This window comes from Pseudomonas sp. 02C 26, from assembly GCF_002843585.1.
GTDB classification, from domain to species: domain Bacteria; phylum Pseudomonadota; class Gammaproteobacteria; order Pseudomonadales; family Pseudomonadaceae; genus Aquipseudomonas; species Aquipseudomonas shirazensis.
Window position 1 is genome coordinate 5,067,887 of record NZ_CP025262.1, and the last position, 17,763, is coordinate 5,085,649.

Sequence of the window (17,763 nt, forward strand, 5' to 3'; positions counted from 1 at the left end):
ACCCAACACGACTCCGGCCTCGTTGCAGGCAAGCTGCGACGAGGCCGGAATCGAATCAGTGCACAACGCCAGTTGCAGTTGCCTGCTGCTGGCGGGTGAACATCAGCCGTTGTGGTTGTCGATCTTGATCAGCGGATCGGCACCGCTGATCAGCGAGTTGATGGAGCTGTTCGACCAGTTGACGCCCTGCACGGTGATAGTGGTATCGACGTGATTGGTGCCATCTTGAACGTTGAGCTTGCCATCGCTGCTGATCTGCAGAACGGTGTCACCTTGCACGGTGGTCATCTTCAGATAGTTGTCGATGGTGCTGCCCTTCTCGCCCTGGAGCAGTTCGCTGAGGTCGATGCGGTCGCCTTCGGACGCCTTGAAGTCGGTGATCACATCGTTGCCGGTGTGACCCGCTTTCCAGACGAACAGGTCGGCACCGCTGCCGCCGGTGAGGATGTCGTTACCCTTGCCGCCGATCAGCGTGTCGTTGCCGGCACCGCCGAAGATGTTGTCGTTACCGTCGCCGCCCAGCAGGGTGTCATTGCCGCTGGTCCACGCCGGTGCCGCCAGGCCAGCTGCGCCTGGGCCGGTACCTTGAATGGTCACGTACAGGTGCGCGGTGTCGGTATCGCCGTCCGGCTGGGTCAGCTTGTAATCGAACTGATCCATGTGGCCGACGCCGTCTTTGCTCGCAGTCGGGGTGTAGGTGTACGAGCCGTCCTTGGCGATCACCAGGCTGCCGTACTGACCGTTGACGGTGGTGCCGCCAGTCGGGACATCGACCCAGGCGCCGTTGACCTTGATTGCCAGGGTCGAGACTTCGCCATCGGTGCCCCACGAGTCGTTGGCAGCTACAGTGCCGGTGACCGGGGTTGCAGTCCATTCCACTACTGGCGCGCCAGGTACGGTGACTTTGAAGTCATCGAAGCTGACATTGGCGCTGCCGGTGTAGAAGCTGCTGGTGTCGTCATGCACGGTCAGCTGTACGCGGTACTGAGCGTTTGCTTCGAGCGGATCGGTGGTGATGGTGGAGCTGCCGTTGGCGATCGAACCGCCTCCGGCCACGGTCCAGTTGACGCCATCGGTGCTCTTGAACAGCGTCCAGGCCGCAGTGTCTTTCTCGGTCGAAAGCCAGTAATTCACTGTCGACAGCGAAGCTACCGCCTTGAACGACATCGTCTCGCCGCCCACTGCTTTGTACAGCGGGGTCAGGATCGAGGCATCGCCGTTGCTATTACCGTTGCGATCCGTCAGCACGAGGGTCGGATTGCTGCCGCTGCTGACACTGGCATCCGCCGTGGTGCCGACCACCGAACTCACCTGCCAGCGGCCGGTGTCGGCTGCCGGGTTAGGCGTGTCGCGATCGACTGCGTTCTCGAACCGCCACTGGCTCTTCTCGCCGCTTGTGAAGCTGGCCAAGGTAACGTCGGTTGGCGCGCCCATGACCGTTTTCGAGGTCAGGGTAGCGGTCACGTCGTCGTTGCCAGCGATTGGGTCGCTGCGGTCGTTGACAGTCAGGGTCAGCGACGAGGACGCGGTGTTGCCAGCAGCATCCTTGACCGTGAACTTGACCACTGCCGACAGCGAATCGGCCGTGTCGAAGTTGTCCTTGCCCGAGAAGGTGTAACTGCCATCGGACTTGATCACTACCTTGCCGACATTGCCCAGGTCGAGGGTCTTGGAGTCGGTGGCACTGGTGAACGAGTAAGTAACGCCGTTGTACTCAACCGACGTCAGCTTCCAGCCGTTGCTGGCCCAGCCAGCGGTACCGCTGGTGGCGTTGTCGGTGACGTTGCCGGACACCGCGCTGCCGCCAACGCTACCCACCAGCGCCTGAGTCAGGGCGCTGAGCGAGGTATCGACGACCAGTACGTGGTTGTCATTCACACCTTGAGTGATGGAACCGGCGGTTTCACCTGGCTTCCAGCCGATCGGCTCGAGGTAGTTCTTGTCGGTATTGCTCAGCCCGCCGAAGCCCACAGCGAAGGAGTCATTGAAGCCTTTCTGGTCAAGGAAGTTGATCCAGTTGTTTTCATTGGCGCCCTGGCCGCTGGTAGGCGCGCCGTCGGACATGAAGATGTTGACCAGCTTGTTGCCGCCCGGCGGCGGCGCTGTGTAGTTATTGATAACCGTGTTCAGCGCTGTGTTGTAGTAGGTCTGGGTGCCGGCCTTGAGGGCGTCGATGGCCGCGTAGGCGTCATCCAGATTGGTGAACCAGCCGCCGTCTTTACCGGAACTGTGGAAGGTGGCACTGGAGCCGAACGACACGATAAACACCGAATGCACGGTACCGGAGTCGAACAGGTTCTTGACCGCTTCCTTGAGCATCTGCAGGCGCGAGGTATACGGCCCGCTACCATCCGGGTCGCTGCCGCCGTCGCCGTTGCCCTTCGGCCCCATACTGCCCGAGCGGTCGAGGACCAGGACCACATCAGCGCCACCTCCGGTGCCGCTCTCGATGATCGAAGCGCTGCCAGGCGCGGTGATGACCGGGCCTTTGTCGTTATCGATGATGGTGCCAGTGGCGACGTTCTGGCTGCCCACTGCGAGGTTCTCGAACACCTGATTGGTGTCGTTGACCTGCTTGATGGTGGCGGTCAGCGTCTCGCTGCTTTCGATCTTGGTGTCGTCGAAGGTCTTGACGTTGAACTCGACGCTGCTCTTGCCGCCATTGATGGTCACGCTGGTTGGCAGCGTACCTTCAATGTCGCTGGCATCAGCATTGCCGGACCATTCCAGGTTGACCGAAACCGACTTGCCGGTTGGCACACTGATCGAGTTGCCCGACTTGTCGACCAGCTCGACCTTGTAGGTCAGGTTGCCGCCTTCGTTGACCGAACCGGTACCGACCATGCTGATCTTGGCGTAGACGGTATCGATGGTGTCGGCGATATCGGCAATCGCGGTTGCGCCGGTTTCGATCTTCTCGTAGTTGCCACCGGTGCCGCTGACCACGGTCGCAACCAGCTTGCTGGCGTCTTTGAAGACGTCTTCGGTGTTCGGGTTAGGTACGCTCAGCGTGCCTTGGCCTTGGCTGTTGATCGAGACGTTGTAGTTGCTGGCGCCGACTTTGACGACCAGTACCACTGGGTCGCTGCCAGCCTGCGGCGGCTTGCTCATCTGGAAGTTGAAGATGACGTCGGCGTCAGCTTCAGTCGCAGCTTGCGGCGTGATGATTACGCTGACAGGGGTTTCGGTGTCAGCAATTTGTGCAGTGCCAGTCGCGCCGGTTTCGATCTTCTCGAAGTTACCGCCGGTGCCGCCGGTGACGGTGGCGACCAACTGGCTGGCGTCCTTGTACACGTCTTCGCTGTTCGGGTTCGGGACCTGGATGGAGCCCTTGCCGTTGCTGTCGATGTTGACGGTGTAGTCGCTGCTGCCGATGCGCACGTTCAGGACGACTGGCGCGCTGCCGGCTTGCGGCTTGTCGCTCAGTTCGAAGTTGAAGGTAACGTTGGCATCAGCCTCGGTAGCCGGAACGCCGGTGACCTTGACGGTGACTGGGGTCTCGGTGTCAGCGATTTGCGCTGTGCCGGTCGCGCCAGTGGCGATCTTCTCGAAGTTGCCGCCGGTGCCGCCGGTGACGGTGGCGACCAACTGGCTGGCGTCCTTGTAAACGTCTTCGCTGTTCGGGTTCGGGACCTGAATGGAGCCCTTGCCGTTGCTGTCGATGTTGACGGTGTAGTCAGTGCTGCCAATGCGCACATTCAGAACGACTGGCGCACTGCCGGCTTGCGGCTTGTCGCTCAGCTCGAAGTTGAAGGTAACGTTGGCATCAGCTTCGGTGGCCGGAACGCCAGTGACCTTAACGGTGACAGGGGTCTCGGTGTCAGCGATTTGTGCTGTGCCGGTCGCGCCAGTGGCGATCTTCTCGAAGTTGCCGCCGGTGCCGCCAGTAACAGTGGCGACCAGTTGGCTCGCGTCTTTATAGACGTCCTCGCTGTTCGGGTTAGGAACCTGGATCGAGCCTTTACCGTTGCTGTCGATGTTGACGGTGTAGTCGCTGCTGCCGATGCGCACGTTCAGGACGACTGGCGCACTGCCGGCCTGCGGCTTGTTGCTCAGTTCGAAGTTGAAGGTGACGTTAGCGTCGCCTTCTTTCGCAGGCACGCCGGTCACTGCAACAGTCACTGGAGTTTCGGTATCCGAGATCACCGCAGCACCAGTACCGCCGGTTGCGATCTTCTCAAAGTTACCGCCAGTGCCGCCGGTGACAGTTGCAACCAGTTCGCTAGCGTCTTTGTAGACGTCTTCGCCGTTCGGGTTAGGAACCTGGATGGAGCCCTTGCCGTTGCTGTCGATGTTGACGGTGTAGTCGGTGCTGCCGATGCGCACGTTCAGAACGACTGGGTCGCTGCCGGCCTGAGGCTTGTTGCTCAGTTCGAAGTTGAAGGTGACGTTGGCATCAGCTTCGGTAGCCGGAACGCCGGTGACCTTGACGGTGACTGGGGTCTCGGTGTCAGCGATTTGTGCTGTGCCGGTCGCGCCGGTGGCAATCTTCTCGAAGTTACCGCCGGTGCCGCCGGTGACAGTGGCGACCAGCTGGCTGGCGTCCTTGTACACGTCTTCGCTGTTCGGGTTCGGGACCTGGATCGAGCCTTTACCGTTGCTGTCGATATTGACGGTGTAGTCGGTGCTGCCGATGCGCACGTTCAGAACGACTGGGTCGCTGCCGGCCTGAGGCTTGTTGCTCAGTTCGAAGTTGAAGGTGACGTTGGCATCAGCCTCGGTAGCCGGAACGCCGGTGACCTTGACGGTGACTGGGGTCTCGGTGTCAGCGATTTGCGCTGTGCCGGTCGCGCCAGTGGCGATCTTCTCGAAGTTGCCGCCAGTGCCGCCAGTAACAGTGGCGACGAGTTGGCTCGCGTCTTTATAGACGTCCTCGCTGTTCGGGTTAGGAACCTGGATCGAACCCTTGCCGTTGCTGTCGATGTTGACGGTGTAGTCGGTGCTGCCGATGCGTACGGTCAGGACAACTGGAGCACTACCAGCTTGTGGCCTGTCGCTCAGTTCGAAGTTGAAAGTGACGTTAGCGTCGCCTTCTTTCGCAGGCACGCCGATCACTGCAACAGTCACTGGAGTTTCGGTATCCGCGATCACCGCAGCACCAGTACCGCCGGTTGCGATCTTCTCAAAGTTACCGCCAGTGCCGCCGGTGACAGTTGCAACCAGTTCGCTAGCGTCTTTGTAGACGTCTTCGCCGTTCGGGTTAGGAACCTGGATCGAACCCTTGCCGTCAGCGTCGATGTTGACGGTGTAGTCGGTGCTGCCGATGCGTACGTTCAGGACGACCGGATCGCTGCCAGCCTGGGGTTTGTTACTCAGCTCGAAGTTGAAGGTGACGTTGGCATCGCCTTCTTTCGCCGGTACGCCGGTGACTGTCACAGTCGTGGTATCGATGGTGTCTTCGACGGTAACAGTGGTGGTCGCGCCGGTCAGATCGACGGCTTCGAAGTTACCGCCGTTGACGGCAGTGACGGTCGCAGTGACTTCGCTACCGTCTTTGTAGACGTCTTCAACGTTGGTGTTCGGGACCTGGAGAGTGCCCTTGCCATCAGCGCCAACGTTGACGGTGTAGTTAGTGCCACCGACATTTACAGTCAGAGTCGTGGTGCTGCCTGCCTGCGGCGGGTTGCTCAGCTGGAAGTTGAAGGTCAGGTTCGCATCACCCTCCTTCGCAGCTTCAGCAGTGACGGCCACAGTAGTGGTATCGATGGTGTCTTCGACGGCAACAGTGGTGGTCGCGTCAGTCAGGTCGACGGCTTCGAAGTTACCGCCATTGACTGCGGTCACGGTTGCAGTGACTTCACTGCCGTCTTTGTAGACGTCTTCGATGTTGGTGTTAGGGACCTCGAGGGTGCCCTTGCCATCGGCGCCAACGTTGACGGTGTAGTTAGTGCCACCGACATTTACAGTCAGAGTCGTGGTGCTGCCAGCCTGCGGCGGGTTGCTCAACTGGAAGTTGAAGGTGAGGTTCGCATCCCCTTCTTTCGCAGCTTCAGCAGTGACGGCCACAGTCGTGGTATCGATGGTGTCTTCGACGGCAACAGTGGTGGTCGCGCCGGTCAGATCGACGGCTTCGAAGTTACCGCCATTGACTGCGGTCACGGTTGCAGTGACTTCACTGCCGTCTTTGTAGACATCTTCGATGTTGGTGTTAGGGACCTCGAGGGTGCCCTTGCCATCGGCGCCAACGTTGACGGTGTAGTTAGTGCCACCGACATTTACAGTCAGAGTCGTGGTGCTGCCAGCCTGCGGCGGGTTGCTCAACTGGAAGTTGAAGGTGAGGTTCGCATCCCCTTCTTTCGCAGCTTCAGCAGTGACGGCCACAGTCGTGGTATCGATGGTGTCTTCGACGGCAACAGTGGTGGTCGCGCCGGTCAGATCGACGGCTTCGAAGTTACCGCCATTGACGGCAGTAACGGTCGCAGTGACTTCGCTACCGTCTTTGTAGACATCTTCAACGTTGGTGTTCGGGACTGACAAGGTGCCCTTGCCATCAGCGCCAACGTTGACGGTGTAGTTAGTGCCACCGACATTTACAGTCAGAGTCGTGGTGCTGCCTGCCTGCGGCGGATTGCTCAACTGGAAGTTGAAGGTGAGGTTGGCATCCCCTTCTTTCGCAGCTTCAGCAGTGACGGCCACAGTCGTGGTATCGATGGTGTCTTCGACAGCGACAGTGGTAGTCGCGCCGGTCAGATCGACGGCTTCGAAGTTACCGCCATTGACCGCAGTGACAGTCGCGGTGACTTCGCTGCCATCTTTGTACACGTCTTCAACGTTGGTATTCGGGACCGACAAGGTACCCTTGCCATCAGCGCCAACTGTGACGGTGTAATCAGTGCCACCGACATTTACAGTCAGAGTTGTAGTGCTGCCAGCCTGCGGCGGGTTGCTCAACTGGAAGTTGAAGGTGAGGTTTGCGTCACCTTCCTTCGCAGCTTCGGCAGTGACGGCCACAGTGGTGGTGTCGATGGTGTCTTCGACAGCAACGGTAGTGGTCGCGCCAGTCAGATCGACGGCTTCGAAATTGCCGCCATTGACCGCAGTGACAGTCGCGGTGACTTCGCTACCGTCTTTGTAGACATCTTCAACGTTGGTGTTCGGGACTTGGAGAGTGCCCTTGCCATCAGCGCCAACAGTTACCGTGTAATCAGTGCCACCGACGTTAACGGTCAAGGTAGCAGTGGTACCCGCCTGCGGCGGGTTGCTCAGCTGGAAGTTGAAGGTGAGGTTCGCATCACCTTCTTTCGCAGCTTCAGCAGTGACGGCCACAGTCGTGGTATCGATGGTGTCTTCGACGGCAACAGTGGTGGTCGCGCCAGTCAGATCGACGGCTTCGAAGTTGCCGCCATTGACCGCAGTGACGGTCGCAGTGACTTCACTGCCGTCTTTGTAGACATCTTCAACGTTGGTATTCGGGACCGACAAGGTGCCCTTGCCATCGGCGCCAACGTTGACGGTGTAGTTAGTGCCACCGACATTTACAGTCAGAGTCGTGGTGCTGCCAGCCTGCGGCGGGTTGCTCAACTGGAAGTTGAAGGTGAGGTTTGCGTCACCTTCCTTCGCAGCTTCAGCAGTGACGGCCACAGTCGTGGTATCGATGGTGTCTTCGACGGCAACAGTGGTGGTCGCGCCAGTCAGATCGACGGCTTCGAAGTTACCGCCATTGACAGCAGTGACGGTCGCAGTGACTTCGCTGCCATCTTTGTACACGTCTTCAACGTTGGTATTCGGGACCGACAAGGTACCCTTGCCATCAGCGCCAACTGTGACGGTGTAATCAGTACCACCGACATTTACAGTCAGAGTCGTGGTGCTGCCAGCCTGCGGCGGATTGCTGAGCTGGAAGTTGAAGGTGAGATTCGCATCACCTTCTTTCGCAGCTTCAGCAGTGACGGCCACAGTCGTGGTATCGATGGTGTCTTCGACAGCGACAGTGGTAGTCGCGCCGGTCAGATCGACGGCTTCGAAGTTACCGCCATTGACCGCAGTGACGGTCGCAGTGACTTCACTGCCGTCTTTGTAGACGTCTTCGATGTTGGTGTTAGGGACCTCGAGGGTGCCCTTGCCATCAGCGCCAACTGTGACCGTGTAATCAGTGCCACCGACATTTACAGTCAGGGTCGTGGTGCTGCCAACCTGCGGCGGATTGCTGAGCTGGAAGTTGAAGGTGAGGTTGGCATCACCTTCCTTCGCAGCTTCGGCAGTGACGGCCACAGTCGTGGTATCGATGGTGTCTTCGACAGCAACAGTGGTAGTCGCGCCAGTCAGATCGACGGCTTCGAAGTTGCCGCCATTGACCGCAGTGACGGTCGCAGTGACTTCACTGCCGTCCTTGTAGACGTCTTCAACGTTGGTATTCGGGACCTGGAGAGTGCCCTTGCCATCGGCGCCAACAGTGACGGTGTAATCAGTACCACCGACGTTGACGGTCAAGGTAGCAGTGGTACCCGCCTGTGGCGGGTTGCTCAGCTGGAAGTTGAAGGTGAGGTTCGCATCACCTTCTTTCGCAGCTTCAGCAGTGACGGCCACAGTCGTGGTGTCGATGGTGTCTTCGACAGCGACAGTGGTGGTCGCGCCGGTCAGATCGACGGCTTCGAAATTGCCACCATTGACCGCGGTCACGGTCGCAGTGACTTCGCTGCCGTCTTTGTAGACGTCTTCGATGTTGGTGTTAGGGACCTGGAGAGTGCCCTTGCCATCGGCGCCAACAGTGACGGTGTAATCAGTACCACCGACATTTACAGTCAGAGTCGTGGTGCTGCCAGCCTGCGGCGGGTTGCTCAACTGGAAGTTGAAGGTGAGGTTCGCATCACCTTCTTTCGCAGCTTCAGCAGTGACGGCCACAGTCGTGGTGTCGATGGTGTCTTCGACAGCGACAGTGGTGGTCGCGCCGGTCAGATCGACGGCTTCGAAATTGCCACCATTGACCGCAGTGACAGTCGCGGTGACTTCGCTACCGTCTTTGTACACGTCTTCAACGTTGGTATTCGGGACCGACAAGGTGCCCTTGCCATCGGCGCCAACGTTGACGGTGTAGTTAGTGCCACCGACATTTACAGTCAGAGTCGTGGTGCTGCCAGCCTGCGGCGGATTGCTGAGCTGGAAGTTGAAGGTGAGGTTCGCATCACCCTCCTTCGCTGCTTCGGCAGTAACAGCCACAGTGGTGGTGTCGATGGTGTCTTCGACAGCAACGGTGGTGGTCGCGCCAGTCAGATCGACGGCTTCGAAGTTGCCGCCATTGACCGCAGTGACGGTCGCAGTGACTTCACTACCGTCTTTGTAGGCGTCTTCAACGTTGGTATTCGGAACCAGCAGAGTACCTTTGCCGGAAGCATCGATATCAACGGTGTAGTTTGTGCCACCGACATTTACAGTCAGAGTCGTGGTGCTGCCAGCCTGCGGCGGGTTGCTCAACTGGAAGTTGAAGGTGAGGTTTGCGTCACCTTCCTTCGCAGCTTCGGCAGTGACGGCCACAGTGGTGGTGTCGATGGTGTCTTCGACAGCAACGGTAGTGGTCGCGCCAGTCAGATCGACGGCTTCGAAATTGCCGCCATTGACCGCAGTGACAGTCGCGGTGACTTCGCTACCGTCTTTGTAGACGTCTTCAACGTTGGTGTTCGGGACCTGGAGAGTGCCCTTGCCATCGGCGCCAACAGTTACCGTGTAATCAGTGCCACCGACGTTAACGGTCAAGGTAGCCGTGGTACCCGCCTGCGGCGGATTGCTCAGTTGGAAGTTGAAGGTGAGGTTGGCATCACCCTCCTTCGCTGCTTCGGCAGTAACAGCCACGGTGGTGGTGTCGATGGTGTCTTCGACAGCAACGGTGGTGGTCGCGCCAGTCAGATCGACGGCTTCGAAGTTACCGCCGTTGACCGCGGTTACAGTCGCGGTGACTTCGCTACCGTCTTTGTAGACGTCTTCAACGTTGGTATTCGGAACCTGGAGAGTGCCCTTGCCATCGGCGCCCACAGTGACGGTGTAATCAGTGCCACCGACGTTAACGGTCAAGGTAGCAGTGGTACCTGCCTGCGGTGGGTTGCTCAGCTGGAAGTTGAAGGTGAGGTTCGCATCACCCTCCTTCGCGGCTTCGGCAGTGACGGCCACGGTAGTGGTATCGATGGTGTCTTCGACAGCAACGGTGGTCGTCGCGCCAGTCAGATCGACGGCTTCGAAGTTACCGCCATTGACGGCAGTAACGGTCGCAGTGACTTCACTGCCGTCTTTGTAGACGTCTTCGATGTTGGTGTTAGGGACCTCGAGGGTGCCCTTGCCATCGGCGCCAACTGTGACGGTGTAATCAGTACCACCGACGTTGACGGTCAAGGTAGCCGTGGTACCCGCCTGCGGCGGATTGCTCAGCTGGAAGTTGAAGGTGAGGTTCGCGTCGCCTTCTTTCGCAGCTTCCGCAGTGACGGCCACAGTCGTGGTATCGATGGTGTCTTCGACAGCAACGGTGGTCGTCGCGCCAGTCAGATCGACGGCTTCGAAGTTACCGCCATTGACGGCAGTAACGGTCGCAGTGACTTCGCTACCGTCTTTGTAGACATCTTCAACGTTGGTGTTCGGGACTGACAAGGTGCCCTTGCCATCAGCGCCAACGTTGACGGTGTAGTTAGTGCCACCGACATTTACAGTCAGAGTCGTGGTGCTGCCTGCCTGCGGCGGATTGCTCAACTGGAAGTTGAAGGTGAGGTTTGCGTCACCTTCCTTCGCAGCTTCGGCAGTGACGGCCACAGTCGTGGTATCGATGGTGTCTTCGACGGCAACAGTGGTGGTCGCGCCGGTCAGATCGACGGCTTCGAAGTTACCGCCATTGACGGCGGTGACGGTCGCAGTGACTTCGCTACCGTCTTTGTAGACGTCTTCGATATTGGTGTTAGGTACCTGGAGCGTGCCCTTGCCATCAGCGCCAACGTTGACGGTGTAGTTAGTGCCACCGACATTTACAGTCAGAGTCGTGGTGCTGCCTGCCTGCGGCGGATTGCTCAACTGGAAGTTGAAGGTGAGGTTGGCATCACCCTCCTTCGCAGCTTCAGCAGTGACGGCCACAGTAGTGGTATCGATGGTGTCTTCGACGGCAACAGTGGTGGTCGCGTCAGTCAGGTCGACGGCTTCGAAGTTACCGCCATTGACTGCGGTCACGGTTGCAGTGACTTCACTGCCGTCTTTGTAGACGTCTTCGATGTTGGTGTTAGGGACCTCGAGGGTGCCCTTGCCATCGGCGCCAACGTTGACGGTGTAGTTAGTGCCACCGACATTTACAGTCAGAGTCGTGGTGCTGCCAGCCTGCGGCGGGTTGCTCAACTGGAAGTTGAAGGTGAGGTTCGCATCCCCTTCTTTCGCAGCTTCAGCAGTGACGGCCACAGTCGTGGTATCGATGGTGTCTTCGACGGCAACAGTGGTGGTCGCGCCGGTCAGATCGACGGCTTCGAAGTTACCGCCATTGACTGCGGTCACGGTTGCAGTGACTTCACTGCCGTCTTTGTAGACGTCTTCGATGTTGGTGTTAGGGACCTCGAGGGTGCCCTTGCCATCGGCGCCAACGTTGACGGTGTAGTTAGTGCCACCGACATTTACAGTCAGAGTCGTGGTGCTGCCAGCCTGCGGCGGGTTGCTCAACTGGAAGTTGAAGGTGAGGTTCGCATCCCCTTCTTTCGCAGCTTCAGCAGTGACGGCCACAGTCGTGGTATCGATGGTGTCTTCGACGGCAACAGTGGTGGTCGCGCCGGTCAGATCGACGGCTTCGAAGTTACCGCCATTGACGGCAGTAACGGTCGCAGTGACTTCGCTACCGTCTTTGTAGACATCTTCAACGTTGGTGTTCGGGACTGACAAGGTGCCCTTGCCATCAGCGCCAACGTTGACGGTGTAGTTAGTGCCACCGACATTTACAGTCAGAGTCGTGGTGCTGCCTGCCTGCGGCGGATTGCTCAACTGGAAGTTGAAGGTGAGGTTGGCATCCCCTTCTTTCGCAGCTTCAGCAGTGACGGCCACAGTCGTGGTATCGATGGTGTCTTCGACAGCGACAGTGGTAGTCGCGCCGGTCAGATCGACGGCTTCGAAGTTACCGCCATTGACCGCAGTGACAGTCGCGGTGACTTCGCTGCCATCTTTGTACACGTCTTCAACGTTGGTATTCGGGACCGACAAGGTACCCTTGCCATCAGCGCCAACTGTGACGGTGTAATCAGTGCCACCGACGTTAACGGTCAAGGTAGCAGTGGTACCCGCCTGTGGCGGGTTGCTCAGCTGGAAGTTGAAGGTGAGGTTCGCATCACCTTCTTTCGCAGCTTCAGCAGTGACGGCCACAGTCGTGGTGTCGATGGTGTCTTCGACAGCGACAGTGGTGGTCGCGCCGGTCAGATCGACGGCTTCGAAATTGCCACCATTGACCGCGGTAACGGTCGCAGTGACTTCGCTGCCGTCTTTGTAGACGTCTTCGATGTTGGTGTTAGGGACCTCGAGGGTGCCCTTGCCATCGGCGCCAACGTTGACGGTGTAGTTAGTGCCACCGACATTTACAGTCAGAGTCGTGGTGCTGCCAGCCTGCGGCGGGTTGCTCAACTGGAAGTTGAAGGTGAGGTTTGCGTCACCTTCCTTCGCAGCTTCCGCAGTGACGGCCACAGTGGTGGTGTCGATGGTGTCTTCGACGGCAACGGTAGTGGTCGCGCCGGTCAGATCGACGGCTTCGAAATTGCCACCATTGACCGCGGTCACGGTCGCAGTGACTTCGCTGCCGTCTTTGTACACGTCTTCAACGTTGGTATTCGGGACCGACAAGGTGCCCTTGCCATCGGCGCCAACGTTGACGGTGTAGTTAGTGCCGCCGACATTTACAGTCAGAGTCGTGGTGCTGCCTGCCTGAGGCGGGTTGCTCAGCTGGAAGTTGAAGGTGAGGTTGGCATCACCTTCCTTCGCAGCTTCGGCAGTGACGGCCACAGTCGTGGTGTCGATGGTGTCTTCGACAGCAACGGTAGTGGTCGCGCCAGTCAGATCGACGGCTTCGAAATTGCCGCCATTGACCGCAGTGACAGTCGCGGTGACTTCGCTACCGTCTTTGTACACGTCTTCAACGTTGGTATTCGGGACCGACAAGGTGCCCTTGCCATCGGCGCCAACGTTGACGGTGTAGTTAGTGCCACCGACATTTACAGTCAGAGTCGTGGTGCTGCCAGCCTGCGGCGGGTTGCTCAACTGGAAGTTGAAGGTGAGGTTTGCATCACCTTCTTTAGCTGGCACCGCGGTCACGGCAACAGTCGTGGTGTCGATAGTGTCTTCGACGGTGACGGTGGTGGTTGCACCACTCAGGTCAACAGCCTCGTAGTTGCCGCCGCTCACTTCAGTAACGGTTGCAGTGACCTGGCTTGGATCGATGTAAACATCTGCGCCGTTGGTGTTAGGCACCAGCAAGGTGCCTTTACCCGACGCATCGATATCAACGGTGTAATTGGTGCCACCGACATTAACGGTCAGGGTGGTGCTGCTGCCAGCCTGAGGCGGGTTGCTCAGCTGGAAGTTGAACGTCAGGTTGGCATCACCTTCCTTCGCCGGTACAGCTGTTACAGCAACAGTGGTGGTGTCGATGGTGTCTTCGACGGTGACGGTGGTGGTTGCACCACTCAGGTCAACTGCCTCGAAGTTACCGCCGTTCACTTCTGTGACGGTCGCGGTGACTTTGCTTGGGTCGATGTAGACGTCAGCACCGTTGGTGTTTGGTACCAGCAAGGTACCTTTGCCCGACGCATCGATATCAACGGTGTAATTGGTGCCACCGACATTAACGGTCAGGGTGGTGCTGCTGCCAGCCTGAGGCGGGTTGCTCAGCTGGAAGTTGAACGTCAGGTTGGCATCACCTTCCTTCGCCGGTACAGCTGTTACAGCAACAGTGGTGGTGTCGATGGTGTCTTCGACGGTGACGGTGGTGGTTGCACCACTCAGGTCAACTGCCTCGAAGTTACCGCCGTTCACTTCTGTGACGGTCGCAGTGACTTTGCTTGGGTCAATGTAGACATCAGCGCCGTTGGTGTTTGGCACCAGTAAGGTGCCTTTGCCCGAAGCGTCGATATCAACGGTGTAATTGGTGCCACCGACGTTCACGGTCAGTGTGGTGGTGCTGCCGGCTTGAGGCGGATTGCTCAGCTGGAAGTTGAACGTCAGGTTGGCGTCACCTTCTTTCGCCGGCACAGCTGTTACAGCAACGGTCGTAGTGTCGATGGTGTCTTCGACAGTGACCGTGGTGGTTGCGCCAGCCAGGTCTACAGCCACGAAGTTACCGCCGTTCACCTCGGTGACAGTTGCGGTGACTTTACTTGGATCAATGTAGACGTCAGCGCCGTTGGTATTTGGTACCAGCAAGGTACCTTTACCAGACGCATCGATATCGACGGTGTAATTGGTGCCACCGACGTTAACGGTGATCGTGGTGGGGCTGCCGGCTTGAGGTGGATTGCTCAGCTGGAAGTTGAAGGTGAGATTCGCATCACCTTCTTTCGCTGGCTCAGCCGAGACTACAACAGTGGTGGTTTGGATGATGTCTTCGACAGTTACTGTAGCCGTAGCTCCGGAGAGGTCAACGGCCTCAAAATTACCGCCCCTCACTTCAGTGACGGTCGCGGTCACTTGGCTAGGGTCGATGTATGCGTCGGCGGCGTTGGTGTTGGGCACCAGCAAGGTGCCTTTGCCGGATGCGTCTACATTAACGGTGTAGATCGTGCCACCAACGTTAACGGTCAGGCTAGTGGCACTGCCCGCTTGCGGCGGATTGCTCAGCTGGAAGTTGAAGGTGAGGTTGGCATCACCCTCCTTAGCTGGCTCGGCAGTAACAGCCACCGTCGTGGTGTCGATGGTGTCCTGGACAGCAACCGTGGTGGTCGCGCCAGTCAGGTCGACGGCTTCGAAGTTGCCGCCGTTCACAGCAGTGACGGTTGCAGTGACTTCGCTGCCGTCTTTGTAAACGTCTTCAACGTTGGTGTTCGGCACCTGAAGAGTGCCCTTGCCATCGGCGCCAATGCTGACGGTGTAGTTAGTGCCACCGACGTTGACGGTCAGCGTCGTGGTGCTGCCGGCCTGAGGCGGGTTGCTCAGCTGGAAGTTGAAGGTGAGATTCGCGTCACCCTCCTTCGCTGGCTCGGCAGTAACAGCCACGGTCGTGGTGTCGATCGTGTCCTGGACAGCAACCGTGGTGGTCGCGCCAGTCAGGTCGACGGCTTCGAAGTTGCCACCGTTCACAGCAGTGACGGTTGCAGTGACTTCGCTGCCGTCTTTGTAAACGTCTTCAACATTGGTGTTCGGCACCTGAAGGGTGCCCTTGCCATCGGCACCAATGCTGACGGTGTAGTTAGTGCCACCGACGTTGACGGTCAGCGTCGTGGTGCTGCCGGCCTGAGGCGGATTGCTCAGCTGGAAGTTGAAGGTGAGATTCGCGTCACCCTCCTTCGCTGGCTCGGCAGTAACAGCCACGGTCGTGGTGTCGATCGTGTCCTGGACAGCAACCGTGGTGGTCGCGCCAGTCAGATCAACGGCTTCAAAGTTACCGCCATTGACCGCAGTGACAGTTGCAGTGACTTCGCTGCCGTCTTTGTAAACGTCTTCAACATTGGTGTTCGGCACCTGAAGGGTGCCCTTGCCATCGGCGCCAATGCTGACGGTGTAGTTAGTGCCACCGACGTTCACGGTCAGCGTCGTGCTGCTGCCGGCCTGAGGCGGGTTGCTCAGCTGGAAGTTGAAGGTGAGATTCGCGTCACCCTCCTTCGCTGGCTCGGCAGTAACAGCCACAGTCGTGGTGTCGATGGTGTCCTGGACAGCAACAGTGGTGGTCGCGCCAGTCAGGTCGACGGCTTCGAAGTTGCCGCCGTTCACAGCAGTGACGGTTGCAGTGACTTCGCTGCCGTCTTTGTAAACGTCTTCAACGTTGGTGTTTGGCACCAGCAAGGTGCCTTTACCCGAAGCATCGATATCAACGGTGTAGTTAGTGCCACCAACGTTAACGGTGAGAGTCGTGGTGCTGCCGGCTTGCGGCGGGTTGCTCAGCTGGAAATTGAAGGTGAGGTTGGTATCGCCTTCCTTTGCTGGCACCGCGGTCACGGCAACAGTCGTGGTGTCGATAGTGTCTTCGACAGTGACAGTGGTGGTCGCGCCCGCCAGGTCGACGGCCTCGAAGTTGCCACCATTTACGCCGGTCACAGTTGCGGTGACCGAAGACGGATCGATGTAGACATCGCTGCCGTTGGTATTCGGGATCACCAGCGTGCCTTTACCGCTGGCATCAACGGTAACGGTGTAGTTGGTACCGCCCACATTCACGGTCAAGGTGGTCGGGCTACCGGCCTGGGGCGGGTTGCTCAACTGGAAGTTGAAGGTGAGGTTAGGGTCGCCTTCCTTCGCAGGCTGGGCGGTCACCGATACCGTTGTGGTGTCAATGGTGTCGACGATCTGAGTGACCGCCGGGGTTAGGTTCGGCACAACGACCAAACCACCACCGGTGGTGCCGGTGATGGTGACGGAAATCTCGCTGCCGTCGATGTAAGGGGTATCGTTAGGCGCGATCGGGACATTGACAGAGCCGGTGGTCTGGCCTGCACCGATGATGATGACCTGGCCATTGGAGAGAGTAACGGTCAGGTCGGTCAGCGGCGGTTGGCCAACGGTCGCGGTGTAAACGATGACGCCACCCGCCTCGGTGATCGAAGGCGTAGCCGTCAGTGTCACCCCGGTGGTAACCGGCGTGGTCACCGGCGGAGTTACGCCAGGATCAGTCGTGGTGCCATCGTTGACATTGGTATCGACAGCGCCTGGCTCCAGGTCGGCGGCAAGCGTCTGGAAGCCGATCGGGCCAGTCGGGAAACCAATAGTCGGGTCGACCGCGCCTGCAGTCTCCTCAAGCATCACAAAGGAGTGACCGCCGCCAGCCGCGCCGCCATTACCGGCTGCAGTCGGGCCCGCCGCCGTTGCTTCAAGCTCGGTGGTCGGGTCGGCGCCAGCGGCGATGGCTTGCTGCAGTTCTTCGACCGAGGGCGCTGCCTGTGCGGTGGCCTGGCTCAGATCGGCGCTGCTGTCCGGAGCGTCCGCACTCCATTGCGAGTCACGGCCCAGGTCGAGCATGCGGCCATCGGCCAGCTCCAGAGTTACCGCGCCACCTGGGCCGGTCAGGACTTGCTCGCCCGCCATCAGACGGTCGCCTTCAATCAGAACGCGACGAAAGCCCTCTGGGGATACCGCGATGACCTGGCCAACAATGCTTTTGACGATGGCAACAACACTGCTCATTGGACTCTCCGGATCTAGCCATTCTGTTGGCTTCATGCCTAGCAGACGAAAATTGCTGCTAATGCTGAGTAACTATGAATATAACTTTTTGACGTCAAATATATGTCTATTACTTTTAGCTATTAAGCATATGCCAAAGTATTGACCGAAACTGCGTCATCCTAAACAATCACGCGGGTAATGTCACATTGATATTTTCACCGCCCGTCAGCTGCTTCAAGCCCCCCTCTCAAAAAGCGCTTAGCCCCCGAATTACGAAGCCTTGGAGCCTGACGGGTAACAGGGAAAGACACCCCTGCAGATGATTTGGAACAAGCTTTGCAAACAATCAAAAAATAAAAAAAGAGCCATTGTTTTGACTGCTATAAGGTGCTGACGATTACAAGCACTGGTCATGCCAGATTCACACCTGAATCGGCTGAAAAAATGCATTACCCAACAGCCAAAAATGAAAGATTTCCAGTCTTCAGCCGATAGCACGTAAAGGGTGCTGAACCGCTA

At 58.4% G+C, this 17,763-nt stretch carries 1 protein-coding gene; it reads right to left on the bottom strand.

The window, feature by feature from the left end; genetic code table 11:
* Window positions 1–102: 102 nt before the first annotated feature.
* Complete coding sequence (locus tag CXQ80_RS23160; RefSeq protein ID WP_101322659.1) at window positions 103–17,262, bottom strand: retention module-containing protein; 17,160 nt, start codon at window positions 17,260–17,262, stop codon at window positions 103–105.
* Between the last annotated feature and the right edge of the window lie 501 nt (window positions 17,263–17,763).

What these genes read in the sequence shown, in the direction of transcription:
- CXQ80_RS23160 (WP_101322659.1), bottom strand. Translation starts at nt 17,262, where the DNA reads ATGAGCAGTGTTGTTGCCATCGTCAAAAGCATTGTTGGCCAGGTCATC.